Below are 26,514 nucleotides of genomic sequence, written 5' to 3' on the forward strand. Positions count from 1 at the left end.
TATCAACTCTGAAGTTTGATTTGTATCAAGGGTATTATCTCGGATTGTAACCAAGTTGCAAGCCATTGAAAATCATTGTAACTATTTGACACATCAATCACATACTCAAGCGTTGGTAAAATATTCTGCAAATAACCCGCCTTACCATCTCTTAAATTTAACCGCACGAATATCCCGGCAGCTTTTAAGTGCCTTTGCATCCCTGTCAGATCAAAATGATAAATGTATTGTTGGTAAGTCATGCCATCAAGGACACCCGCTTGCTCGAGTCGTTGAAAGCTCTCCTTTCGCAACGATAAGAACGCAGCCTGTGGTAGTTTGATATAACAGTCTTTGAGAAGAGAAACAGCGTCATAACACACTGGACCAACAACCGCATCTTGATAATCAATGAGCCTCCCCTCCCCGCTACAGTACATGATGTTTCGGCTATGAAAATCGCGATGCATAACCGTTTGGGGCTGCGCTCGCATTTGATTGGTTAACCGCTGTGTTAAATCTTGCCATTGCGCCTCAAGCGCAACAGGCATTTCAATGCCTAACCAAGCTTCGACCAACCACTGTCTGAATAGGTTTGTTTCTTGACTAATAAAATCGTTATCATACGGGTTCATCCATTTTGAATGGCCCATTTTGGCAATTTGGGGAATCCAACTGAGTAACTCACTGTACTTAGTTGTATCAAACTGCGCGTCAATAACATCCGCCAAGTGAATAGACCCCAAATCTTCCAGTAACACAAAACCTCGCTCAATGTCATATGCATGAATCTGAGGCACTTTCAACCCGCTGTTTTTAAAGTCGTTATTAAGCTCAACAAAAGGCTCTATGGATCCTTTTATTGGCGCGACATCCATCAAAATAAGTGCCGTAGAAGCCAATTTAACTCTAAAGTACAGACGGAAGCTTGCATCCCCTGTTATTGCCTCGAGTGTGGGATTCGTATCTGGGTACGCATTGTGGGTTAGATACTGCGCGATAAAATACACTCTGTCCCGATGTCTTTGCTCTGTCACTGTTGAATTTGGCCTCGTCATTTTTCTCACCAATTACTGATCTTAATTACTGTATTTAACACGGTTTTCATTTATCATGTCTGGCTTGAATAGTGGTGCTAGGTAGACAAGGTTGATAAATGAGTAAAAATTGGGGCATTCTAGTCCTACCCCTTATTAGTACAACGGCTATAGCCAATTCGAACACTGTTGGCGGACTCTGTAAAGAGTATATTCAGCCTAAAGGGTGGCAACCTATACCCGACTTAGTGCCTAATACCATCGACATTCAAGCAAATAAAGTAGAACTACAAGGCACTGAAAGTGCAGAGTTCTCTGGTAATGTTGCCGTCAACACAGATACCATGTCAATGACTGCACAAAGCGCGCTGATCGACAAACGACAAGGCTTGCTCAATGCGTCAGGACCGCTGCTTTTCCAAGACAGCTATACCCTCGTCAATAGCTCTGGTATGTATGCAGATCTGTCTAATGGCGAATTTAGCCTCCTCGGTGCTGAATATCGGCTGACTCAGCAACAAGGTAGAGGCAAAGCAGAAAAACTACATGCGTCGCAAAGTCAGGTTGGCTTGTTCAATGCCAGTTTCACAACGTGTCCGGGTAATTCCCCATTTTGGGCTATTGAAGCCAGCTCAATTGTATTAGACAAGGAGAATGGCTGGGGTGAAACTTATAATACAGTACTAAAAATACTCGATACGCCCATTATTTACGTCCCGTATTTTACCTTTCCGATTGATGACAAAAGAAAATCAGGATTGTTAACACCGACGATATCGAGCTCCAACCGGTATGGACTGGAGATAGTCACCCCCTATTATTTTAATCTTGCTGAAAATTATGACGCATTGCTCACACCTCGTTACATGTCTAACAAAGGCATGCAATTGCAAGGCGAGTTTAGATACCTGACCGATCAACACTATGGCGTTTTAGCAACTGAATATCTAAGTAACGATAAATCTGAAGCGAGCCTTGATGATCGTTATTTAGTTCATTGGCAACAACAAAGTTACTTTGATGAATTTTGGCGCGCGAGCATCGACATCACCAATGTCAGTGATGACAACTACCTAACAGATCTGGGTTCTAGCTATGCAAATCAAACGGATACACAATTAACAAGAAAAGGGGAACTTAGCTATCTAGGTGAAGACTGGCTGATCAATCTCCAAGTGCAAGACTTTGAAGTGTTGGGTAATCATACAGAGTCCTACTCCACGCTCCCCGAAATTACGATTAAAAATCGTACCGCTGAACAATATCTTGGTTTAGATTGGCGCTTCACAGGCCAACTGAGTCATTTTAGAAACAGTAATGCAACGATTACTGATGCGACTCGACTTCACCTTGAACCAAGTGTCACTTACAATTTGAATGATCATGCTTGGTCATTTGACTCCCGCTTTGCCCTACTGCACACGCACTATGAGCAAAATGGTAATTTCAGCGAAAATGAATTCAAAGAATCAGTCTCAAGAACACTGCCCCAAGTGAGACTTCATGGCCAGTTAAACCTAGAACGCAGTATGAACAGCATACTCGAAGGTGGCACACAGACACTAGAGCCTCAGATTCAGTACCTTTATACCCGAGATAAAGACCAAAGTAAGATCGGTCTATACGACACAGTAAAAATGCAGGATGACTTTTTTGGGTTATTCAGAGAAAGACGATTCTCTAGCGTGGACTACATTTCAGAGGCAAATCAGTTTACACTCGGGGCAACAACTCGATTATTAGATAACAAGAATGTTGAAAGGTTTAGTTTCAGTGTTGGCCAGATCATATACTTGAGCAATTCAGCAAAGCCAACAGAAGCCACACTCAACGAGCAGTTTCGAGAAAATAACTACAATGCTTTATTTGCTGCGGAAACAAAGATACATTGGCACCCTCGTTGGTACTTTTCTGGCGGATTGCAATATGATGCCGATGAAAAAGATTTGATCCGCTCGCATATGACTTTAGATTATCGTGGTAATAATAAAAAGCTGGTACAGTTGAACCATCACTATGCAAACGATGTCTCAGGTAATGAAATAGATCAGGTTGGTATTTTTACCAGCTTACCCATTGATGAAAACTGGCAAATGGTCGCAAGTTACCACCGAGATTTGACTGCAAAACGCAGTGTTGAAGTGTTTGCAGGGGTTCAGTATGAATCTTGCTGCTGGGCTATCCAGATCACGGGAAATAGAACCATAGAAACTGACTTAAATAAAACAACGCAATTTCAAGACCCTATTTTTGACTCAAGCATTAGCATCAATTTTGTGTTAAAAGGGTTGGGAAGCAAGTCAAGATACGACGCGAGCCAATTGCTAAAACAAGGTATCTTTGGTTACCGAAGACCTTATTTTTTAAATAATTAACAACAAAGACTCTTATGAATTTCAAAAAGCTGTTACTAATTCCAATTTTGAGCGCTGCACTGTGCCAGCAAGCACTTGCTGAACGTGTACAAATAGATAAAGTTGTTGCGACTGTCAACGAAGGTGTGGTTTTACAAAGTGAAGTAGACCAAATTATCAATCGCGTAAAAGAGCAAGCAAAACAACAGGGGACTGAGTTACCTTCTGATAAAGTTTTGAGTATTCAGGCCACTGATAGACTGATTGATCAAGTGTTAGTTTTACAACTGGCAACGCGTATGGGACTTGAAATTTCCGATGCTCACTTGGACCAAACACTGTCTAACATAGCAAAAGAGCAAGGCGGTACAATCGCTGACTTGCGAAGTTCTATTGAAGCCTCGGGTGAGAGCTATCAAGCTTATCGAGAAGAGCTGAGAAAAGAAATCACCATGAACCAAGTTAAGCGTGGTGCAGTCGACAGAAGGGTTTACATTAGCCCACAAGAAGTCGAAAACTTGAATAAGATCTTGGCGCAACAATCAGGCCAAAGTGAAGAGTATGATATCGGGCACATTCTTATTAAAGTTGACAGCAAAGCCAATCCTGAAGAAATCGCAGAAGCGAGAGAACGTGCTGAAAACGTCATCAAGTTCTTAAATGAAGGTAGAGAGTTCAAACGCATTGCAATTGCGTCATCAGGCGGTGCTAACGCACTAGATGGCGGACAATTAGGCTGGATGGGTATCAACGAAATGCCAACGCTGTTTGCCGAAGCAATCAAAGGTAAGAAAAAAGACGAAATTGTCGGTCCACTGCGTTCGGGTGCAGGTTTCCACATCATCAAAGTACAAGATGTCAGAGGGCGTGAAGTCGTCGAAACCGTCGAAGTGCGCTCTCGACACATTCTGTTAAAGCCATCTATTATTCTCAGTGAAGAAAAAGCCAGAGACATGCTTGCTGGTTTCGTTAAAGACCTTCGCGAGGGCAATGCTGACTTTGCAGAGTTAGCAAAAGAACATTCTGAAGATCCTGGCTCGGCGCTCAAAGGGGGCGAGTATGACTGGACTGATCCATCAACCTATGTACCTGCTTTTAGAGATACACTTCTGGGGTTGGAAAAAGATCAGATCAGTGAACCATTTCGTAGTACATTTGGATGGCACATTGTTCAGTTGCTAGATAAGCGAGTTGCTGATAAAACAGAACAAGCAAAGCTTAATCGTGCTCATCAGCTTTTATTCAGAAGAAAGTTTAAAGAAGAAAGCTTTAAGTGGATGAGAGAAATGCGCGAGCAAGCTCACATTCAAGTTATAGAAAGCCAATAAGAAGACGCCATATGTGCTTGAGAATAGCAATTACACCAGGTGAGCCCGCGGGAATTGGGCCAGACCTGGTTCTGAAATTAGCGCAACAAAGCTGGCCTGCGCAGCTTGTCGCGGTGGTTGATAAAACCATCTTAGAACAGCGAGCAAAAGAGCTTGGGCTAGCTATCGAGCTATTACCGTTTAATGCTGACCACCCAGTCAAACCTGCTGAAGCCAAACAGCTCTACTATTTACAAGTAGACAAAGGGTGTGATGTCACACCTGGCCAGCTAGATGAAAGAAATGGTCAGTATGTCCTAGACACGCTTCGTATTGCGTCCGAAAAAAATATGGATGGTACATTCGCGGCGGTGGTCACAGGTCCAGTACATAAAGGCATTATTAATCGTGCCGGTATTTCTTTCAGTGGTCATACAGAGTACTTCGCGCATCAATCAAATACACCTGATGTCGTCATGATGCTTGCCACAACAGGACTGAGAGTTGCGCTCGCGACAACCCACATTCCACTTGCCTATGTCTCCAAAGCAATCACCAAAGAACGCCTTACTAAGGTTGCGAACATTCTGTATCACGACTTGCAAACAAAATTTGGGGTTGCAGAACCTCGCATTTTAGTGTGTGGCTTAAACCCCCACGCAGGAGAAGGTGGACATCTTGGTAATGAAGAAATTGAGACAATCACGCCAGTACTCGAGATGCTGAACCAAGAGGGTAAAAATTTCATTGGCCCATTGCCGGCTGACACGCTGTTTCAAGCAAAATATTTAGATAATGCAGATGCGGTGCTTGCTATGTATCACGATCAAGGCTTACCTGTGTTAAAATATAAAGGATTCGGAAACTCGGTCAATATTACGCTGGGTTTACCCTTTATTCGAACTTCTGTCGATCATGGTACGGCGCTAGACTTAGCCGCGTCAGGTGACATAGAAGTTGGTAGCTTTGAACTAGCAATACACGAAGCAATTAAGCTTGCAAGCAAGAAATTACAGAATTCATGACAGATAAAGTACATTTAGGGCATCGCGCCCGCAAAAGATTTGGCCAAAACTTCCTTAATGATGACAGTATTATCGATAAGATAGTGACTGCTATCGATCCAAAACCAGGTGATAACCTTGTAGAGATAGGACCAGGCTTAGGCGCAATTACCGAGCCTGTAGTGGAGCTCAGTGGTAAATTGACCGTTGTTGAGTTAGACAGAGATTTGGCTGAACGCTTAATTGCACACCCCTTCATGGGCAGTAAGCTGACTGTGCACCAAGGTGATGCTATGAAGTTTGACTTCTCAACCTTGGTCGATGAGCAAGCTAAATTAAAGATCTTTGGTAACCTCCCCTATAACGTTTCTACACCATTGCTATTTCACCTATTTGAGTTTGCAGATCAGGTTGAACATATGCACTTTATGCTTCAAAAAGAAGTCGTGAATCGTATGGTTGCTGGACCAGGCTCAAAAGCTTATGGTCGACTCAGTGTGATGACACAATATTACTGCCATGCCATACCAGTGATTGAAGTGCCACCAACATGTTTTAAGCCAGCACCAAAGGTGGATTCTGCCGTCGTTAGATTAATGCCAAAAGATCCTGCGAGTCGCAACGCAAAAAGCACCAAAATCCTAAATACGGTTTGCTTAGAGGCCTTTAACCAAAGACGTAAAACGCTCAGAAACAGCCTCTCTAACTTACTAACTGTAGAAGAAATTACACAATTAGGTATTGATCCGTCCCTTAGAGCGGAAAATATCTCCCTTTCTCAATTCATTGAAATTGCAAATTGGATTTATGACAACAAACAGTGAGATCGGTACTCCGATAAAAGTCTCGGTAGAAACATTTTATGTAGAAGCTCAGTCTCAGCCTGAGAAAGACAAGTACGTATTTGCTTATACTATAACTATCAAAAACCATAGTTTATGTAGTGCCAAGCTAGAGAGTCGCTATTGGCTTATAACAGATGCCAACGGGAAAGAAACGGAGGTTGAAGGCGATGGTGTGGTTGGAGAGCAACCGACGATTCGCCCTGGTGAAAGCTACCAATACACAAGTGGTGCGGTACTCGATACACCTGTAGGTACGATGGAAGGCTACTACTTAATGCGCAACGAGTTTGGGTCTGAGTTTAAAGCACCGATCAAAGTATTTCGACTAAACCGACCGGATATTTTGCATTAAGCTATGGCTACCTACGCAATAGGTGATCTACAAGGCTGTTACGGCCCGTTTAAGCGTTTACTTGAACAAGTTGATTTTAACCCAAGTCAAGATCACCTTTATCTTGTGGGAGATTTGGTTGCGCGAGGACCTGACTCCCTTTCATGTATTGACCTCGTTTATACATTGCAAGACTCGGTTACGGTCACATTAGGTAATCACGACCTACACCTCATTGCGACTGTTCTAGCAAATAAACAAGCGAATCCAAAAGATAAACTGGCCCCACTGTTAGCCAGTGATAAGTTGGCGTCATATATCACATATCTTCAGTCGCAGCCGCTTTGTGTGTACAACTCGCAATATGACAGCTTTATTTCCCACGCGGGGATCTATCCATTGTGGAGCATAGAGACTGCACTGCGACATTCCGATTGGGCACAAAGCTGCTATCAAGGCGCAGAAGCAGCAGATTATCTCAAAGCTATGTATGGAAAGCAGCCCGACGTCATCACTGACACACAGGACAAACAAGTTAAATTTAATTCAATCATCAATGTCTTTTCACGCATGCGTTTTTTAACCAATGAATTATGCCTAGATTTTGAAAATAAAACTGGACTTGGCCAAGAAAGTGAATTACAACCTTGGTTTGATCACGCTAGATTTAAAACGGCGAGCACGCAGTTTATTTTTGGTCATTGGGCTGCGCTGGAAGGTAAGACCAATTTAAACAAAGTGATTGCTTTAGACACTGGATGTGTTTGGGGGGGACCGATGACACTGCTAAACTTGTCTACAAATGAACAAATAACAAGCAAATAATCGAAACCTGTCCATTTTTACTGAATTTTCTATTCACATCTGCTATAAAATACTTAACTAATGCGCAATAAATCCGATAAGTAGTTGTACTGCTTTAACTTGATGGTATACCTGTATGAATTTAACCGTTAGCCAACGTATTTGGGGTGGCTTTATAATCATAACCCTACTCTTATTGTCCATCGGAGGGAACTCACTGCTAAGGATTGCAAATATAGATAGTTCTACTCAGCTCGTTAATACGCTATCTTTACCAGCGCTTGACCGCAGCGCAGCATTACAGATTGAATTTACTCAAATGAGTAAAATAGCTCAAGCTAGTTTTTATACTCAATCAAGCGGTGACTTAAACAGCCTTAAGTCTGCTTTTAGCGAGCGTCAAAAAGCATTCGAGCGTAGTTATTCGGATCTAGACAACATTGTTAGTGATGAACCAACACTGTCCAGCAGCAGTAAGGAAGTACGCTCAAGCTTCCAGACTTTCTCTAGTTCGGTGGAATCATTGTTTCAAGACAAGGCATTAGAACTTAGCCTCAACAAACAACTGAAAAACCAGTTAGAAGAAGCTGAAATCGCAGCAGATGACGCCGCAACCGTGGTTGTCGACATTTTGGACTTAGAAGGCTTTGAGGCCATAAACCAAAGAGCTTATCAAGCAGCAAACAAGCTAGAAAATTCTCTTAGCTCACTTGCCACAAGTAGCGCGGACATGCTCACCATTAACGAAAGAAGTACGTTAGATATCGTCAAAAAAGAGCAAAGCTATGTGTTTGAAGACATTGACCGCAACATCGAGTTAATGCGTGCAACGGTTGCAGAATTGGATGAAGACTTGCTCAATGATTTAGACACCTACTATCAAACTTTGTCTGAGCAGCTTCAAGGTAGTAACGGTATCGCTAGTAATAGAGAGCAACTTATCAATGCGCGAGAAAATACAAAAAATGAATTAAATACTGCTGAGCAAGCGACAGCCAAAGCTTTAAAGCAGCTAGGTAACCTCGTTGCGCAATCTAAACAACTCGCTTTTGAAATTCAAAACGAAGTGACTCAAGATGTTTCTTCTGCAAATATTGCAACTTGGACTGGTATGATTGCGGCTGCATTACTTGCAATCGGTATTGCCTATTTCACTGTAAGTAAAATTACAAAACCGCTTGCAGAGGTCAACCGCGTATTGGATATCGTCGCCAAAGGTGACATGACACATTCTCTTGACGCCTCAGCAAAAGACGAATTCGGAGAGTTAGCACAAAGCTGTAATACCTTAATCGAGAGCTTGAAAGATCTTATCGCTGGCATTGTTTCTCGCTCTACACAATTGGCAGCAGCTTCTGAACAAACGTCAGCAATTACCTCTGAGTCGAGTCATGCAATCAAGAGCCAACAATCTCAGGTTGAACAAGCCGCTACAGCAACGACTGAAATGAGTTCAACGGCGCATGGGGTAAGCAATAGTGCCCACCAAGCGCTTGAGGAAATCAAAAATGCAGATCAAGAAGCTGAACGAGTCAAAGGTATTTCTCACGATAACAAACGGACGATTGAGCAGTTAGCGCACGAAGTTGAAGAGGTCTCTTCAGTCATCAATAAACTTCATCAAGATAGCTCAGCAATCGGTGGGATTTTGGATGTGATTCGCGGTATCGCTGAACAAACGAACCTTCTTGCACTCAATGCGGCTATTGAGGCTGCCCGTGCGGGTGAGCAAGGCCGTGGTTTTGCCGTGGTTGCAGATGAAGTTCGCTCTTTGGCAAGCAAGACTCAAGAGTCGACCCAAGAGATTCAATCCATGATTGAGTCGCTACAATCCGGCGCCGAAGAGGCCGTGAGTGCAATGTCGAAGGGTCAGCAACAGGCGGAATCTTGTGTGGCTCAAAGTGATATTGCAAACGAAGCACTTAATAGCATTACAGATGCAGTATCCAGAGCGCATGATGTCAGTGAGGAAATCGCCACAGCAGCCAATGAACAGCAGCAGGTATCTCAAGAGATCAGTGAACGACTTGAGTCCATCGTCACCATTGCTGAGCAAACAGCCGAAGGGGCAAACCAGACTTCGATATCAAGTTCTGAGGTTGCCAAACTGGCTGAAGAACTCAGACAGTCAGTATCTCAATTTAGAGTTTAACGACAACTAGGCCATAATTCGTTATGGCCTTTTTCTTTCCTTCCTAATGCCTATGCTGAGGAATATCAGCACCGCTTCCATTGTCTGTCAACACCTGAACTATACATCTCTCTTTTCGACACAGATCATAGATATAAAAAAACCGCCTGTGTCAATGAGGCGGTTTTTAAAGCTGATACCCTGTGTCTACTCACTGTAGCACAAGGTATGTGCGTTACCTTAGAAAAGTGCGTTTGCTTTTTCTACAACGTTCTCAACAGTGAAGCCAAAGTGTTTAAACAACTCACCAGCTGGCGCTGACTCACCAAATGTGCTCATGCCAACAATAGCGCCGTTTAAACCAACATACTTGTACCAAAAATCTTCAATGCCCGCTTCAATCGCAACTCGGCGTGTAACCGCGACTGGTAGTACAGATTCTTTATATTCTGCCGATTGTGCATCGAATACGTCAGTAGAAGGCATAGATACAACGCGCACCTTCTTACCGCTTTCACGTAACTGCTGAGCAGCTTCAACGGCCAACTGAACTTCTGAACCCGTTGCAATCAAAATGACTTCAGGGTTTGAATCACAGCTTAGGACGTAACCACCACGTTTAATCGCTGCGACTTGTGCCTCTGTTCTGCTTTGCTGCTCTAGTCCTTGACGCGTAAATACAAGCGATGTAGGGCCATCTTTGCGTTCAATCGCTTGCTGCCATGAAACCGCAGACTCAACTTGGTCACATGGACGCCAGCTCACTAGGTTTGGTGTCATGCGCATATTCGCCAGTTGCTCTACTGGTTGGTGCGTCGGGCCATCTTCACCTAAGCCGATAGAGTCGTGTGTATACACAAAAATGCTTGGCTGCTTCATAAGTGCTGCCATACGAACTGCATTTCTCGCGTACTCCATGAACATTAAGAAAGTTGCACCGTATGGTACGAACCCTTTGTGCAGTGCAATACCATTCATGATTGCAGACATACCAAACTCACGGACACCATAGAAAATGTAGTTGCCAGATGCATCTTCAGCTGTCAGGCCTTTGGAGCCTTCCCAAATGGTTAAGTTGGAACCCGCAAGATCCGCAGAGCCGCCCATAAACTCTGGTAGCATAGGACCAAATGTATTTAAGGCATTTTGTGACGCTTTACGAGTCGCTGGATTCGCCGGGTTCGCTTGTAATTGTGCGATATATGCTTCAGATTGCGCTGTCCAATCAGCTGGTAACTCGCCTTTGGTACGACGTTCAAACTCGGCAGCTAGCTCTGGGTAATTAATTTGGTACTCAGTAAATTTAACCAACCACTCACTCTGGATTTGCTGGCCATGTGCTGCTGCATCCCATTTGGCATACACACCTTCAGGAATTTCAAACGCACCATGATCCCAACCTAAGAACTCACGTGCTGCTTTAATTTCATCATCGCCCAGTGGCGCACCGTGGCAATCATGACTACCTGATTTATTCGGTGAACCATAACCAATGACGGTCTTACAACAGATTAGAGTTGGTTTGCCTGTTTCAGCACGAGCAGCTTCAATTGCCGCTTTGATCGCTTCACTGTCATGACCATCCACTGCTGGGATTACATGCCAACCGTATGACTCAAAACGCTTTGGTGTGTCATCACTAAACCACCCTTCAACTTCACCATCGATAGAGATGCCATTGTCATCCCAAAATGCAATTAATTTGCCAAGCCCAAGCGTACCGGCCAAAGAACATGCTTCATGAGAAATACCTTCCATCAAGCAACCATCACCCAAAAACGCATAAGTGTAGTGGTTTACAATATCATATTCGTCACGGTTAAATTGCGCAGCCAACGCTTTTTCAGCAATCGCCATACCAACAGCGTTTGTAATACCCTGTCCTAATGGACCTGTGGTTGTTTCAATTCCTGGTGCATAACCATATTCAGGGTGACCTGGAGTCTTGGAATGCATTTGACGGAAATTCTTCAAATCTTCAATTGACAGGTCATAGCCACTCAAGTGCAACAGTGAATAAATTAACATTGAACCGTGGCCATTTGATAATACAAATCTATCACGATCAACCCACTCTGGGTTATTTGGGTTGTGCTTTAAATAGTCACGCCAAAGTACCTCTGCGATGTCAGCCATTCCCATTGGTGCCCCTGGGTGGCCTGATTTAGCCTTTTGTACAGCGTCCATGGATAGAACGCGAATTGCGTTTGCAAGTTCTTTGCGAGATGGCATGGATTCTCCTACCTTTAAATGTTTGCACGGTTGTTTTAAAGGCCCATTCTTACCTAATAAAATAACCACTGCAATTAAAATCAGCAGAAAAGTAATAAATTCACATTGTTTTTAATGCATTAAAAGAAGCGATGTAAAAATAGACGTCTAGGCGTAAAAAAGCTATGCATAGTTTAATGTTTTAGTTAGAATATCCTCTTAAATTTTTAGCGCTGTTTTACGCGTGTTCGCGAAGCGCCCTATTGTGAGTATAAAATAATGGCGAAACACTTATTTACTTCTGAGTCAGTTTCTGAAGGCCACCCGGATAAAATTGCTGACCAAATTTCAGATGCAGTATTAGATGCAATTCTTGAACAAGACCCGAAAGCACGTGTTGCTTGTGAAACCTATGTAAAAACAGGTATGGTCATGGTTGGTGGTGAAGTAACCACAAGTGCTTGGGTAGATATCGAAGAGCTAACTCGTAAAACAGTTCGTGAAATCGGCTACACCCACTCTGATATGGGTTTCGACGCGGACTCTTGCGCAATTCTAAACACAATTGGTAAGCAGTCTCCAGACATCAACCAAGGTGTTGATCGTGCTCGTCCTGAAGAGCAAGGTGCCGGTGACCAAGGTCTGATGTTTGGTTATGCATGTAACGAAACAGACGTTTTAATGCCTGCACCAATTACATATTCACACCGTCTAGTACAACGTCAAGCTGCTGTTCGTAAAGATGGCACACTACCTTGGTTACGCCCAGATGCAAAGTCACAGGTGACGTTTGCATACGAGAATGGTAAGCCTGTTGGTATTGATGCGGTTGTACTTTCAACACAGCACTGTGACTCAATCTCACAAGATGACCTTGTTGAAGCTGTCATGGAAACTATCATCAAACCAACATTACCTGCAGAACTTATTACTGAAGCAACCAAGTTCTTCATTAACCCAACGGGTCGTTTTGTTATTGGTGGTCCAATGGGTGACTGTGGTTTGACTGGTCGTAAGATCATCGTTGATACGTATGGCGGTATGGCACGTCACGGCGGTGGTGCTTTCTCTGGTAAAGATCCATCAAAAGTTGATCGCTCAGCTGCATATGCAGGCCGTTATGTCGCAAAAAATATTGTGGCAGCTGGCCTTGCTGATAAATGTGAGATTCAGGTTTCATACGCAATCGGCGTTGCTGAGCCTACGTCAATCAGCATTGATACATTCGGTACAGGTAAACTAGAAGAAGCACGTTTAATCGAATTGGTACGTGAACACTTCGATCTTCGCCCTTATGGTTTGATTACCATGCTTGACTTAGAGCGCCCAATTTATCAGCCAACAGCGGCATACGGTCACTTTGGTCGTGAAGAGTTTCCTTGGGAACAAACAGACAAAGCTGACGCACTAAAAGCAGCCGCTAACTTATAATCGTTTGATGACGATTAAGTTGCAAAAAAGGCGCTAATTGCGCCTTTTTTAATGCCTAATTGCACGCTCTAAATTACAATTCTAGCCAATCAAAAACTCTTCAACATCTTCCTTGATATCCGTGTAATCATCATCACTTAGGTCCAAGCAAAGCATTGCGTCATCTCTAAAGGCATGCCAATCGGCACAACTTCTAAAATGTTTGATCTCGAACGTAAAGTTCTCAGCTAATTTCAATATGGCCATTGTTTGCTTTTCGACTTCGGTTTCACAATCTTGAAAAAACAAGGCATCATGATGGCGTAAAATAATTTGGCAAACACGCTTTGGTAAATGCCAAGAACTCGCTAAGTAATACCCCACCACCGTATGATTGGTCGGATAATCTTGCTCTTCGTACTGTAGTAAGGTTTTCTCGGGGCGTTGGGAAGCGCGAGATAAAACATCAGCATAATCACCAAATCTCATTGCCATAGCGGGAATACCAGCATCATGAAACAACCCTAATAGCTGCAAGTCTTCAATGGGTGTCTCGGCCCGAACTTTTTTGCCGATAAGCATAGCCACTTGAGAGATTTCAGAAGCACTGTCCCAAAATCGTTGCAAAGAAATACAGCTATCGTTTTGGTCAAAAGCACTTTTAAGCAAATGCCCTGTCACTACTTGCGTGATACAGTTCATACCTAAAAACATCACCGCTTGCTTAATATCCGTGATTGTCCTAGACATGCCATATGCGGGGGAGTTTATGACCTTCAGAACGGCAGCAGACGTCGCGACATCTACGGATATTATCTCGGCCACTCGATTTAACTCAGGCTCATCTTGATTGAGCTCATTTTGTAAGCTTTGCAAAATTTCTGGCTTTGCAGGGAGGTTGAACCCGGATCTTAAATCAGCTAAAACCTTGTCATCAATGTCTATCATATGGCAACTGTCAGGTGGCTTTGATTTTAGTGTAGTAGATGAATTTTGCCCTGTCGCGACTATTTCAAAATCCGTCACAATCTCCTGGCAGCAATGTCCAATTCGAGAGCTGTGCTTGCTGCGTCGCGAGATGTGCTTTTAATGCTTGAAGCATCTTTTGGGTATTTTTAAGTGACGCTTTGTTTGCTAACCATTGTGGCACTGAGCCATTAAGCTGAGCTTGCGCCGTGTAGGTGATATCCAAACCAGATGTACGCTCGAAGAATTCCCAATCAATCACAATTTCTGTAATGCGAATTAACGAGTCCGACTTTTCAGGCGCGAAGACTGAGCGAATTTGCAATAAATGCTGGTTGTCCTCTATTTGACTAAAGCACGATAACGTCAGCATCTCCCTATCTGCCACAGGCCAAGGGAGATTTAGTTTTGTATGGACAAGCGAGCGATTCTCTTGCGGCGCTGCGAGTAAAGTAACCGACTGAATATTGTCAACCCAGAGGGGGATGGAGTCTGTATCAGTTAAAGCGCCAATCACAGACTTTGTCGTTGTTTTATCGAGTGTTGCATGGCCTTTTACCTGCAAAAGGCCATTGGGCAGTTTGCGGTAGTAAATATCGAGCCAAGCATTAGATTTATACAGCTGCCAAGGTTCAGAAGCGTATGCAAACCGAGTAGACAAAGCCAGTGTAATGGCACAAATAAAGATGCATGCCAACGCTCGGGCATACACCTTGTTACCAATAGGGTTCGCAATTGAGTGATGCATGTCGGCTTTGTTCCATGGCACTCACAAGAAAATCGGCTTTTTGCTGCAACCAAGATAATATTTCCGTGAAAGGCTGCTCTTTTTGACCTTCACATAATTGCTTTAAATAATGCAAAGTTTCCAATTCATGAATACCAAAGACAATATCAACCCAAGGCGCTCTAAAGTCATGGCGATCGGACGCCTCGAACAAACTGCCAAAGCAATTACCACTAAGCAACATCGTCTCAAGTACGTCTCTTGCGTGCAAGTATGCGTTCACTGACATCACTTCATTGTTTGAAAAAGTATGTCGTAACCCCTTCCAGTCTGAATCAAACATTCTTTTTGCTTGAGATTTTGCGCTGCTCTGCGCGGCCTTAATGGCATTTTGATCCCAATTTTGTCGCCAGTTCTTCTCTAACAACCACCGTGTTAAATCTAGAATGAGCCTGTTATATCTAGAACAGTGAAACAAATCTTCTAAATCAGTTGGAGTAGGCTGGACATCTTTAAGGTCATCAATTACTTGTGCTAATTCAGGTGCGTTATGAATTCGCTTATAATATGCATGTCGTTTGGACGTATAAGTTTTTAAATAACTGGCACTTTCGACCCACTGTAATTCACCCAACAACCACTTTAGCTCTTTCTTCAAAGCCTCTGTCGATTCTTTTGCAACAAAATCATTGAACAACCAAAAAGCATGTCTAATTAAACGGACGCCATCGATGATACGCTTCAATGCTTTTAAGCTCGGCTCATTCACGTAGCACTGTTCATGTTTTTGGACAAATTCAATAGCATAATTGACGGTTGCTATCAGCGCTTGCTCTTGTGTGCAATCATCTGATAGCGGCACAAACCCAATTGCTTTATCTACCGCTAAGGGCAAATCATCCGCGAGTCGATACCCCCGTGCCGCTTTGGAGTAAAAACCAAGACGAAGGCCTATGTGGGATAAAAACTGTTCAGCAAGCTCAAATAGATCAGCGCGCTCACCTTCAATCAATTCGATTTCAAGTTCACAAATGGCCTCTACTTGGCCTCTTGCCGCAATTTCCCCTTTGTCTAATACCACTTCTATTTTACCGCCATTGTCTGTTTCAATGAGCCAAGTGCGGCGAATAAAATTGGTACTAAATATTGGATATAGATTTTCTGCGATAGACTCTAAGCGCATGCCCATTGGCCAAATGCCACTGTCAAATGCAGAAATGTCTGGTTTGTTCCCAGCTAGCGGTAGATTGTATTCCGGACGCTGATGAAGCCCACCAACGACTTCGCCAGAAAGCTTAATTGTTTGCTCACAATTGCCATCCATACAACGAGTGCGCAAGCCAATATCAAGGGCTCTCAACTCTCTATTCGGAGAATCATAGTAAGCATTCTGGAGATTTTTTGCTGGTTTATTGTTTACCCGCTTTGCAAATTGTGTAATTAAAGCTGGGATCAAGGGAACTTCATTATCTGAAACCAAAAACTTCAGTTCTATTTCAGTGTCCATTAGGGCGTGGTTTACCTATAAAAATTGAGAACCCCCAAAATATACAAAGGCATCAACATTTGCAATCTTTTTACCACCAGCTAGCGCTAAACGCACTAAATTATACAAATCCTTATCATCTCATACACATTCGTCATTTCTTCTGTCATTTTTCAGGTAAACGCTTCCTAAATGCCTATTTTTTTCGCTAACCTACTGCACGATATAAAGATACATCTTCACGGTGCGGTAACCTTCAGTTACATATAGATTAAAACCTTCTGTTTATGCTTTAAGCGCTTGCCAAGCGCCGCTTAAATCCATACTATTTTGGTAATTGTCTATAAAACTTAAAAAATAAAGGCTCGCGAATGTTCAAAAAGCTCGCACTGCCATTTTTGTTTGTTTTTTCTCCTCTTACATTGCATGCACAAGATTTAGATGAGACAAATCCACAGGAACAAACGGCACAACAGACGATGCCTAACGGCTATATCGTTGATAATCTCTACTTGTTTATGCACGCAGGTCCAGGCACAAATTACCGTATACTCGGTTCCATTGAAGCGGGGACACCTGTCACCATTACCAATGAGCAAAATAATAATTACGTACGCATCATTGACAATAAAGAACGTAGTGGTTGGGTTGAATCCAAGTTTGTCACAGCAGAACCTGGATTAAAGCAGCAACTCAGTGAGCTCACACAGGCATTGGACGTGTCTCAAAATCAGTTAGCATCTTTACAATCAGCCATGCCACAGCTACAAAGTGATTACGATACGCTTGAATCACAAAACAGTGAATTACAAAAAACGATCAAGGATTTAAATGCGCAATTAGAGCAGCAGGCCAAGAGCGCACAGAGCAAAGTTGAACGTGAACAACACCTGCTTCTGTCCTATGGCGGTGGCATTGCGCTTGGCGGGGTTTTGCTAGGTGTGATACTGACATTGCTACTGTCACGTAGAAAAAGGTATGACGGCTGGAGTTAAAAGCACAACCCACTTTGGCAGCAAAGTGGGTTTTTTATCGCCCTGCACATATCAATAAGGGAACAAAACTCTATTCGGCAAATAATCATCTGTTTATTGATCCTTGCGCTAGGACAATACCCCTTGTCATAACACGGCAGATGACATGCAACAGACACCCTGCTCCCTTTTCTTGCCATTGACGGCACCAGCGCCTGTTTCGATCTAATATCGACCTGCGTTAAAAAAGCGCAACGAGCTTGTAATTACAATGCCTCGATTTAATTTATTGACAGTAACTCCACCTCAAACACGAGCAAGGACCCCGCGCCTATTTTTCCCGCTGCGCGATCTCCATATGCCAGATCTGGGGGAATAAACAGTCTGAACTTATCTCCCTCAACCATAAGCTGTAATGCTTCAGTCCACCCAGCAATAACTTGCTTTGGGCTAAATGTCAGGGCATCTCCTCTCTCAACGGAGCTATCAAACACCACCCCGCTTAACAAGGTGCCATGATAGTGCACTGTCACGGAGTCATTTAACGTTGGAGAAGTTGTCCCCGTTCCCTTTTGAATGATTTCATACTGTAAGCCACTTGCCGTTGTTGTTACACCCGCCTTAGCGCCATTTTCAGCAAGGAACGCCTGTGCGTCAATGCGGTTTATTTGTGCTACCTGCTTTTGCTTTTGATTGCCATTATAAATGAACCATGCCAGCCCGAGTGCTAGCACTGTTACAATAATACTTGTCATCGACATGTTACTTCCTATTCGCTTTCTTCTGTTGATTCTTTGTCTTCGCCACTCACAACCTGTGCAATTTGCTCCAAACGTAGCAAAGCCTTTTGGTTAATAGTGCCTTCAGGGTACGCGCCATTTTGTGTGTCACCTGCTGGTACTTTCATCAACAGTTCGAGCGCCTCATCTACATTTTTCACCGCGAAAATTTGGAATTTATCACTATTAATTGCATCAATAACCTCATCTTCAAGCACGAGGTTGATCAGGTTTGAATGCGGAATAATGACGCCTTGCTTTGCCGTCAATCCGCGCATTTTACAAAGCTTAAAGTAACCCTCGACTTTTTCATTTACACCACCTACGGCTTGTACTTCGCCATGTTGATTGATGGATCCAGTCAAAGCTAATGATTGGTCGATGGGTAGCTGGGTAATTGCTGAGATAAGTCCACAAAGCTCAGCAAGTGACGCACTATCACCATCGATATAACCGTAGCTCTGTTCAATGGCAATATTGGCACTCAAGGTTAAACTGAAGTTTTGAGCGTACTTGTTGCCCAAATAACCAGTCAACAACATCACCCCTTTAGAGTGGATTGACTTACCAAGTTCTGCCTCACGCTCAACATCGATTACGCCATCTGATCCAGCATAGACGGTTGCCGTGATCCTCGCTGGGTTACCAAAAGAGGTATCGCCAATATGCAAAACGGTGAGTCCATTAACCTTACCAACTGCCTTTCCCTCTGTGGCAATTAATGTGTGGCCCTCTTCGATATCACTGAGCATATTCTCACTTAACTGGCCCGTTCTATATTGTTTGCCTAACACCGCTTCATTAATGTGGTGAGCATCAATTTCATCAACACCATCTTGCTTTGCGTAGTAACTGGCTTCAGCCACCAGCTCTAATACATCGGCGAACCGTGCAGACAACTTATTTTGATGCTCAGCTTGGCGGTAACTGAACTTAAGTAACCGAGCTAAGGCTTCAGCAGTTAAGCTACATTTAAGCGTTTGCTCTGTATAATCTTGTACTTTTGAAACGAATTGATACTGAAGTCTATCACTCGATGGTAAATAGTAATCAAAGTCCGCAAGGACTCTAAACAGCTCGCCAAACTCTTCATCGTATTCACTGATTGTGTAATACAAATCTCTTGAACCGAGCAAAATGATTTTTACATCCATGGGAATGAGCTGAGGTTTCAGTGTAAAGCTGCTCCCAACCGAGCTATCCTGATAAGGTAAATCATTTTTAATTTGGTGCGTCTTGAGTGACAACTTCAAACCGTCCCAAACCTGCGAAGAGGAAATCACTTTGTCAGCATCCATGATTAAGTAACCGCCATTCGCTCGATGCAGTGCGCCGGCTTGAATTGACCGATAGCTTGTAATGAGCGAGCCCTGCGCACTCTCATACTCGATTTTGCCAAAAATATTCCCGAAAGTTGGATTTGGCTCGTACACAACCGGCGCTGGTGCGCCCTCTTTATATTCAATTAAAATATTAGGTGCAAAGAAATCTGACAGCATCCCCTTCGCATCAAAATCGTCTTTTTGCTCTTCTGAGGCATTTGATTCATCATCCAGCCAATCTAGTACGGCTTCAACAATTTCGACTCTCAGATCTTTTAAGTAACGGATAACACCTATATGACTCGCATATTTATGCTCGAGCGCTTTGAGCAGTGGCTTTGTGGCGAGCTCAATGGTGGTTTTCTTGAGCTTACGTAATTTTTCTGACGACTCTCTTTTCCAACGAGGCAGCTCAATCAACGCTTCAATGAGACCATCTTCTAACTCATCAATCGCATCATAAAAGTGAGCTTGAGCTTGTTCATCCAGTGCGGCAAACTCAGTATCATCCAACTGTTTGCCATCCACGACCGGGGCAAAACTGACTGCCCCATTTTCTTCCATCATGACAACGCTTTTTTCCATCGCTAAGTTCTCGACAGCAGTCAAAGCCGCGTTGTATTTATTGTCAAAATCTCTGTCTAACGACTTTTTCTTTCGCTGGTAGCCTGGGTTGTCAAAGGCCGCTGGAAATGTGTCAACAACCTCATCTAAAAACGCATCAATATCATCAGCTAACTTACGGCTTTCGCCAGGTTGCATAAACATGGTGATGGGCTCACGATGATCTTCGTAATTATTGACATAAAGCCATTCTTTTGGGGTTGGCTTAGATTTACTGTGCGCTTCGAGTTTTTCTTTAACCATCGTGAAGCGACCTGTCGCGGCTTCCCCCATGACAAATACATTATATCCAGGCAAGTCCATGCCAAGCGCAAAGTCTAACGCGCTTTGGGCGCGCTGCTGACCTATAAAAGGTAAAGACTCTGGATACGGGTTTTGCATACACGAGCGGATGTGCTGCAAGGAAACACTCGGTGCAAGTTGCTCCGATAGAAGCGGCTTTATTGTCTTAGTCATTCCTGAATTCTTTATTGTTAACACCCGATAGAAACCGAGTTATTAGGGGGTCAGCGCCTTACGAATAAAGCTATCGTGTCCACATTCACTGCAAGCAGAGATTTCAAAGGCGTGATATATATCAACTTTATTGCCGCAATTCTTACATACTAATTGGCCCAAAGCTATCCATTCACCCTGTTTATAAACCCCATCATGCTCAAAATCAGACATGAGCGCCTGCCATTCGAGCTGAGTGCGGTCTTCAAGATACGCCAGTTCATATAAAACAGTTGCTTTAAATTCCTCCCAAGCAACTCCTTCATAGTGTTCATGGTGCTCGGTGATATGCTCAAGGTCGCGTTTAAAATAATGGCGATAATCACTGAGTTTGTTTTGGCCAAATTCTCGCCATTTTTCTTCTTCTTGAATGAAATTCTCCACAAGCTTTTTTAACTCATGTTCTCTAATATCTTTCATCCATTTAGAAAAATCGCTAAGCCACTGTTTATAATCAGCCATTGCGCCTCCTTATCAATCACATTCAGACACTTAACTGTGATTTGATGGGTTGAATTTGGCGCGCTCTCAATGTGATTCACCTAGGTAGACCGAACTATCACCTCATCACAAAACATTCGCGGTTTACAATTGACACATGTGTTGAGCACTTCACTCTGATATAAAGTATAGTTCAGTCACTCGAAAGAGCCATAATACCGGCATTTGGGCGATATAATGCATGCGGGTCATTGAGAAAGTTCACTTTCTGCCAAAAATCTCCTAATTACTCGTAAAATGACCATCCGAAACTGTGATCACAACAAGTTTTCGGGTATGCTATTGGCCAATTTTTATTATTAGTTTGCAAGAAGTCTGGAAACGTCAATGCAAGAGCAATACAACCCACAAGAAATCGAACCAAAGGTTCAGTCCTATTGGGAAGAAAATAAAACATTTAAAGTAGTTGAAGACGAAAACAAAGAAAAATACTACTGCTTATCTATGTTCCCATATCCAAGTGGTCGACTCCATATGGGTCACGTTCGTAACTACACTATCGGCGACGTTGTATCACGCTTCCAACGTTTGCAGGGCAAAAATGTAATGCAGCCAATGGGCTGGGATGCTTTTGGTTTGCCAGCAGAGAATGCTGCGATTAAAAACAACACTGCACCAGCAAAGTGGACTTACGAAAATATCGATTATATGCGTAACCAGTTAAAACAACTTGGTTTTGGCTATGATTGGGATCGTGAAATTGCAACCTGCCACCCAGAATACTACAAATGGGAACAATGGTTCTTCACTAAGCTGTACGAAAAGGGCTTAGTTTACAAGAAAATGTCTACAGTAAACTGGGATCCTGTTGACCAAACAGTACTTGCAAACGAACAGGTTATCGATGGCCGAGGCTGGCGTTCAGGTGCATTAGTAGAACAAAAAGAAATTCCACAGTGGTTCATTAAAATTACTGACTACGCGCAAGAGCTACTTGATGACCTTGATAAGCTAGATCATTGGCCTGAGCAAGTTAAAACCATGCAGCGCAACTGGATTGGCCGCTCAGAGGGTTTAGAGATTGATTTTAAACGAGCTGACAATGGCGAAAGCTTTACAGTTTATACAACACGTCCTGATACCTTTATGGGTGTCACATATGTTGCTGTAGCAGCTGGCCACCCGATAGCTCTAGAAGCCGCACAAAACAACAGCGCGGCGGCAGCATTCGTTGAAGAATGTAAAAACACCAAAGTAGCTGAAGCGGATCTAGCGACGATGGACAAAAAAGGGGTAGCGACAGGCTTTACTGCTATCCACCCATTAACTGGCCAAGAAGTACCAATCTGGATCGCTAACTTTGTACTGATGGATTATGGCTCGGGTGCCGTTATGGCAGTTCCAGGACACGATCAACGCGACTACGAGTTTGCTTCAGCTTATGGCCTTGAGATTAAGCAAGTAATCGCGCCTGTTGAGGGCACTGAGGAAGTTGCCGATCTAGACAGCGCAGCATTTACCGAAAAAGGGGTTCTAATCAACTCTGGTGAGTTTGATGGACTAGAGTTCAAAGCCGCTTTCGACGCGATTGCCGATAAACTAGAAGGTATCGGTGCTGGTAAACGCACCGTTAACTTCCGCCTTCGCGATTGGGGTGTAAGTCGTCAGCGTTATTGGGGCTCTCCGATCCCTATGCTGAACAAAGAAGATGGTTCTGAGCTTGCGGCCACAGCAGATATGCTGCCAGTGCGTTTACCTGAAGATGTTGTAATGGATGGTGTTACTTCACCAATCAAAGCAGATCCTGAGTGGGCAAAAGCAACTGTTAATGGTGAAACTGTATTCCATGAAACGGATACCTTTGACACCTTTATGGAGTCATCTTGGTATTACGCTCGCTACTGCAGCCCGCGTTATGATGAAGGAATGCTGGAGCCTGGCGCTGCAAACTACTGGCTGCCGGTAAACCAGTATATCGGTGGTATCGAGCACGCTATCCTGCACTTACTTTACGCACGATTCTTCCACAAACTATTGCGTGATTTTGGTTTGGTGAATTCTGACGAGCCATTTGAGCGCTTACTGTGTCAAGGTATGGTATTAGCCGATACGTATTACCGTAAAGATGAGAAAGGCGGTGATATTTGGATTTCACCACTCGATGTAGAAACTGAAAAAGACGACAAGGGCAGAATTACTAAAGCTTGGCACAAAGACGATGGCGAACCGGTCTTCTCTGCCGGTATGAGTAAAATGTCCAAGTCAAAAAATAATGGCATCGATCCTCAAACGGTAATTAAGCAGTATGGTGCGGATACCGTTCGCTTATTTATGATGTTCACAGCACCACCAGAGCAAACGCTTGAATGGTCTGATTCAGGTGTAGAAGGCGCACAAAGATTCTTGCGTCGCATCTGGAAGTACGCGGTAGACGTGAAAAATGCGGGCTCGGCAGAACTCGACTTAGCGGCATTAAGCAGCAATCAAAAAGCGCTTCGTCGCGAAGTTCACAAGGCAATTGCAAAGGTCACCGATGACGTTGAACGCCGTCAAACGTTTAACACGGCTATTGCTGCCGTTATGGAACTGTCAAACAAACTTTCAAAAGCGCCGCTAGACGAGGCACAAGACATAGCGATAGCAAACGAAGCATTAAATGCGATGGTGGTTATGCTTGCGCCAATCACGCCGCATATGTGTCATGAGTTGTGGAGTCAGCTTGGTCATGAAGGTGATGTGCTAGATGCGTCTTGGCCAACCGTTGACCAAAATGCCCTTGTTGAAGATGAGAAGCTCATTGTTGTGCAAGTAAATGGTAAATTACGTGCGAAATTAACCGTTGCTGCCGACGCAACAAAAGAGCAAGTAGAAGCACTGGCATTTGGCGAAGAAAACGTAACTAAATTCACGGATGGTAAAACAATCCGTAAGGTAATTTACGTGCCTGGCAAACTACTCAACGTGGTAGCCAACTAATGGTCGCCTCTACTCCGCGAGGAATATTAGCAGCAAGCCTTCGTGGCTTGTCTGCGATCCGTATGCTGGGTAATCTACGTAATGGGCTAGCAATGTTGCTAGTCTGTTTCTTTGTCACTGGATGTGGGTTTCATCTAAAGCAGGCCTCTTACCTACCAGAAGATCTGCGAGCACTCCAATTGACCGGTGACGACCAAAAGTCCGCATTGTTTGAACAATTAAAATACGAATTGCAGCGTTCTCAGGTTAAAGTCAATGAGGGTGACAGTATTAATCACTCTAGCGCGGCCCCAGAGCTGCACTTATACAAAGATTCACTTAGCAGACAAACGCTCAGCTTATTTTCTAACGGACAGGTTGCTCAATATGAGCTGGCCTATGTGGTCTCTTACCGATTGACAAGGCCAAACCAAGCCCCCTATGAGCAGAGCTTTGAGCTATATCGTAACTATCAAGACGACCCAAACAACTCGCTTGCAAAGTCAAAAGAGCTTGAAATCATTTTGAGTGAAATGCGCAAGCTTGCAACTAAACGTATCATTCGAGAACTATCACAACTCTAATGCGCTGTTATGCAAATCAATTGGCAGGCCAACTCAAACAAGGCCTGCAACCATTCTACCTCATTCTCGGTGAAGAGCCTTTCCAAGAAGGGAACTGCGCTTTAAGCGTGCGCCAAGCGGCTAAAAAGCAGGGATTTGATGAAGTTATTAAGTTTGCCATTTTACCAGGATTTGACTGGCAAGAATTGGCTGCACAATATAATAGCATGTCTCTTTTTAGCGCCAAAACCTTGATAGAATTAGATTTAAATCAACAAAAACCCCCTACGCAAGGCGTGACAACCCTCAAAGAGATTGCCAACCATATTAATCCCGATGTTATCTTAGTTGTCAAAGGCAACAAAGCGAGTCAGGATATTCAGCGCGCGGCCTGGTTCAAAGCGTTAGAAAAAAATGGCCTGTTTGTCCCCTGCTACCCTTTAACAGGGTACCACTTAGAAAAGTGGCTAGACGAAGCATGTAAACGACTCAAAGTAAATTTAAAGCATGATGCGAAACGCAGTCTGCTGGCTGCGACTGAGGGCAATTTACTGGCCACATCACAAGAACTTGAAAAGCTATCTTTGTTATATAAAGACAGCTTGGTAGATCAACAACAATTGATGAGTGGATTGCTCAACCAAGCCAAGTTCGATATTTTTGACTTAAATGATGGGCTGTTAAAAGGTAACCCAGGTTACATTGTTAAAATCCTCAATAAACTAGCAACTGATAATGTCGAACCCACCAGCGTGGCTTGGACACTCCACAATCAAGCCAGTACCTTGCTAAGTATCAAGCGTGCTTTGGTTGCTGGGCAAGCCATTGGTGCACAATTCAAGCAACACAATATATGGAAAAACCAGCAGCAAGTGACACAACAAGCGCTGGACCGCATGACGATCGCCCAATTAGAGAAAATCATCGCCTTACTTGCACAATATGACTCTGCCTATAAGCGCAATTTGCTGGTAGCCCCTTATCAAAGCCTCGCACATATCGCTTTGAGTTTTTGCCAGTCAGTACCTTTTCCAATGCCCTACGAGGGCGCTTTTGATGATCCGCTAAATGGGATGAGCCAACGATGATAGCTATATTTGGCGGCACCTTTGATCCCATTCACAAAGGTCATTTAAATATGGCCAAGCAATGTGTTGAAGAACTGTCATTAGATACATTGCGCTTTTTGCCCAATGCCACACCTGTGCATAAGCAAGGTCCTAGCATCAGCGCGGCACATCGTCTAGACATGCTGTATACTGCGATAGCTGATAACCCCAAGTTTGCGCTCGATGATCGAGAATTAAGGCGTACAGAGCCCTCCTACTCGGTACTTACGTTGCAAGAGCTCAGAGATGAATTTCCAACACAGCCTATCGCTTTTTTAATGGGGATGGATTCATTCAATAGTCTTGATAAATGGTTTCAATGGGAAAAAATTACGCAGCTTTGCCATGTCGTGGTATATCGCCGTCCTGGCGATGAGTACAATCCGACACCTGCCCTGGAAACATATTTAAAAAACGCTGAAGTACTGACTCCTTCAGCGCTGAACGCACATCCTTTTGGCAAGTGTTACTTCCTAACAGGTACACCATTCTCAGCGGCATCCAGCGACATCAGGGCGGCAATAAAAGCGGGGGAAAATGTTGAACCTTGGTTGAGCACCAATGTCCTAACCTATATAAACAAAAACGAATTGTACACCAAGTAAGCGCTAAATCACCTTGGGAAATATAGAGAAAAGCGTGTTAGAATTACGCCCTTAT

21 protein-coding genes are annotated in these 26,514 nt (G+C 43.6%); 13 read left to right on the forward strand and 8 right to left on the reverse strand.

What is annotated here, in order from left to right; all coding sequences use genetic code 11:
- Positions 1-2 precede the first annotated feature (2 nt).
- The gene (locus tag L1286_RS10415; RefSeq protein ID WP_235406901.1) at positions 3-1,037 is read right to left on the reverse strand and encodes an aminoglycoside phosphotransferase family protein; all 1,035 of its coding nucleotides are present in this window, start codon (positions 1,035-1,037) and stop codon (positions 3-5) included.
- Positions 1,038-1,135: 98 nt separating this feature from the next.
- Here L1286_RS10415 and lptD point away from each other — a divergent pair, with 98 nt between their 5' ends.
- From lptD to L1286_RS10450, 7 genes are all read left to right on the forward strand, one after another.
- Positions 1,136-3,391, forward strand: coding sequence for an LPS assembly protein LptD (gene lptD / locus L1286_RS10420; protein ID WP_235406902.1), 2,256 nt, complete (start codon positions 1,136-1,138; stop codon positions 3,389-3,391).
- 14 nt (positions 3,392-3,405) lie between these two features.
- On the forward strand, positions 3,406-4,698 hold the full coding sequence (surA, locus tag L1286_RS10425) for a peptidylprolyl isomerase SurA (protein WP_235406903.1): 1,293 nt from the start codon (positions 3,406-3,408) through the stop codon (positions 4,696-4,698).
- 11 nt (positions 4,699-4,709) lie between these two features.
- Entirely contained in the window at positions 4,710-5,702 is a 993-nt protein-coding gene (gene pdxA / locus L1286_RS10430) for a 4-hydroxythreonine-4-phosphate dehydrogenase PdxA (protein ID WP_235406904.1), read from the forward strand.
- Positions 5,699-6,505: a 16S rRNA (adenine(1518)-N(6)/adenine(1519)-N(6))-dimethyltransferase RsmA gene (rsmA, locus tag L1286_RS10435; RefSeq protein ID WP_235406906.1), complete on the forward strand. Its 807-nt coding sequence runs from the start codon at positions 5,699-5,701 to the stop codon at positions 6,503-6,505. The genes pdxA and rsmA overlap by 4 nt, the downstream gene beginning before the upstream one ends.
- Positions 6,489-6,878: a Co2+/Mg2+ efflux protein ApaG gene (apaG, locus tag L1286_RS10440; protein WP_235406907.1), complete on the forward strand. Its 390-nt coding sequence runs from the start codon at positions 6,489-6,491 to the stop codon at positions 6,876-6,878. Before rsmA ends, apaG begins: the two co-directional genes overlap by 17 nt.
- Positions 6,879-6,881: 3 nt before the next feature.
- On the forward strand, positions 6,882-7,682 hold the full coding sequence (locus L1286_RS10445) for a symmetrical bis(5'-nucleosyl)-tetraphosphatase (protein ID WP_235406909.1): 801 nt from the start codon (positions 6,882-6,884) through the stop codon (positions 7,680-7,682).
- Between the two features lie 115 nt (positions 7,683-7,797).
- Complete coding sequence (locus tag L1286_RS10450) at positions 7,798-9,813, forward strand: methyl-accepting chemotaxis protein (protein ID WP_235406910.1); 2,016 nt, start codon at positions 7,798-7,800, stop codon at positions 9,811-9,813.
- Between the two features lie 219 nt (positions 9,814-10,032).
- On the opposite strand, the gene tkt is transcribed toward L1286_RS10450, so the two are convergent.
- Positions 10,033-12,024, reverse strand: a complete 1,992-nt coding sequence (gene tkt, locus L1286_RS10455; protein WP_235406912.1) for a transketolase — start codon at positions 12,022-12,024, stop codon at positions 10,033-10,035.
- A 258-nt stretch (positions 12,025-12,282) separates the two neighbouring features.
- Here tkt and metK point away from each other — a divergent pair, with 258 nt between their 5' ends.
- On the forward strand, positions 12,283-13,434 hold the full coding sequence (metK, locus tag L1286_RS10460; RefSeq protein ID WP_235406914.1) for a methionine adenosyltransferase: 1,152 nt from the start codon (positions 12,283-12,285) through the stop codon (positions 13,432-13,434).
- A gap of 81 nt (positions 13,435-13,515) precedes the next feature.
- On the opposite strand, the gene L1286_RS10465 is transcribed toward metK, so the two are convergent.
- From L1286_RS10465 to L1286_RS10475, 3 genes are all read right to left on the reverse strand, one after another.
- Positions 13,516-14,361: an HDOD domain-containing protein gene (locus L1286_RS10465; RefSeq protein WP_235407047.1), complete on the reverse strand. Its 846-nt coding sequence runs from the start codon at positions 14,359-14,361 to the stop codon at positions 13,516-13,518.
- A 64-nt stretch (positions 14,362-14,425) separates the two neighbouring features.
- Positions 14,426-15,127 carry an START domain-containing protein gene (locus L1286_RS10470; protein WP_235406915.1) on the reverse strand — a complete coding sequence of 234 codons (702 nt, stop codon included), beginning with the start codon at positions 15,125-15,127 and terminating at the stop codon, positions 14,426-14,428.
- Positions 15,096-16,613, reverse strand: a complete 1,518-nt coding sequence (locus L1286_RS10475) for a CYTH and CHAD domain-containing protein (protein WP_235406917.1) — start codon at positions 16,611-16,613, stop codon at positions 15,096-15,098. Before L1286_RS10475 ends, L1286_RS10470 begins: the two co-directional genes overlap by 32 nt.
- Before the next feature lie 350 nt (positions 16,614-16,963).
- Here L1286_RS10475 and L1286_RS10480 point away from each other — a divergent pair, with 350 nt between their 5' ends.
- Positions 16,964-17,587: a TIGR04211 family SH3 domain-containing protein gene (locus tag L1286_RS10480; protein ID WP_235406919.1), complete on the forward strand. Its 624-nt coding sequence runs from the start codon at positions 16,964-16,966 to the stop codon at positions 17,585-17,587.
- 260 nt (positions 17,588-17,847) lie between these two features.
- Here L1286_RS10480 and L1286_RS10485 read toward each other — a convergent pair whose 3' ends face one another.
- The 3 genes from L1286_RS10485 to L1286_RS10495 are packed head-to-tail and all read right to left on the reverse strand — an operon-like array spanning position 17,848 to position 21,248.
- On the reverse strand, positions 17,848-18,321 hold the full coding sequence (locus L1286_RS10485) for an FKBP-type peptidyl-prolyl cis-trans isomerase (protein ID WP_442961712.1): 474 nt from the start codon (positions 18,319-18,321) through the stop codon (positions 17,848-17,850).
- A 14-nt stretch (positions 18,322-18,335) separates the two neighbouring features.
- Complete coding sequence (locus L1286_RS10490; protein ID WP_235406922.1) at positions 18,336-20,747, reverse strand: Lon protease family protein; 2,412 nt, start codon at positions 20,745-20,747, stop codon at positions 18,336-18,338.
- A 42-nt stretch (positions 20,748-20,789) separates the two neighbouring features.
- Entirely contained in the window at positions 20,790-21,248 is a 459-nt protein-coding gene (locus L1286_RS10495; RefSeq protein ID WP_235406924.1) for a zinc ribbon-containing protein, read from the reverse strand.
- Positions 21,249-21,614: 366 nt separating this feature from the next.
- Between L1286_RS10495 and leuS the strand changes: the two genes are divergently transcribed.
- The 4 genes from leuS (at position 21,615) to nadD (ending at position 26,459) form a co-directional block, all read left to right on the forward strand.
- Entirely contained in the window at positions 21,615-24,203 is a 2,589-nt protein-coding gene (gene leuS, locus L1286_RS10500; protein ID WP_235406925.1) for a leucine--tRNA ligase, read from the forward strand.
- 62 nt (positions 24,204-24,265) lie between these two features.
- Positions 24,266-24,766: an LPS-assembly lipoprotein LptE gene (locus tag L1286_RS10505; RefSeq protein ID WP_235407049.1), complete on the forward strand. Its 501-nt coding sequence runs from the start codon at positions 24,266-24,268 to the stop codon at positions 24,764-24,766.
- Complete coding sequence (gene holA, locus L1286_RS10510) at positions 24,766-25,833, forward strand: DNA polymerase III subunit delta (RefSeq protein WP_235406927.1); 1,068 nt, start codon at positions 24,766-24,768, stop codon at positions 25,831-25,833. The genes L1286_RS10505 and holA overlap by 1 nt, the downstream gene beginning before the upstream one ends.
- Positions 25,830-26,459 (forward strand): nicotinate-nucleotide adenylyltransferase, encoded by a 630-nt coding sequence (gene nadD, locus L1286_RS10515; RefSeq protein ID WP_235406929.1) that lies wholly within the window; start codon positions 25,830-25,832, stop codon positions 26,457-26,459. The genes holA and nadD overlap by 4 nt, the downstream gene beginning before the upstream one ends.
- The last annotated feature ends 55 nt before the right edge of the window (positions 26,460-26,514 follow it).

Source organism: Pseudoalteromonas sp. SMS1 (assembly GCF_021530565.1).
In the GTDB taxonomy this organism is placed as follows: Bacteria; Pseudomonadota; Gammaproteobacteria; order Enterobacterales; family Alteromonadaceae; genus Pseudoalteromonas.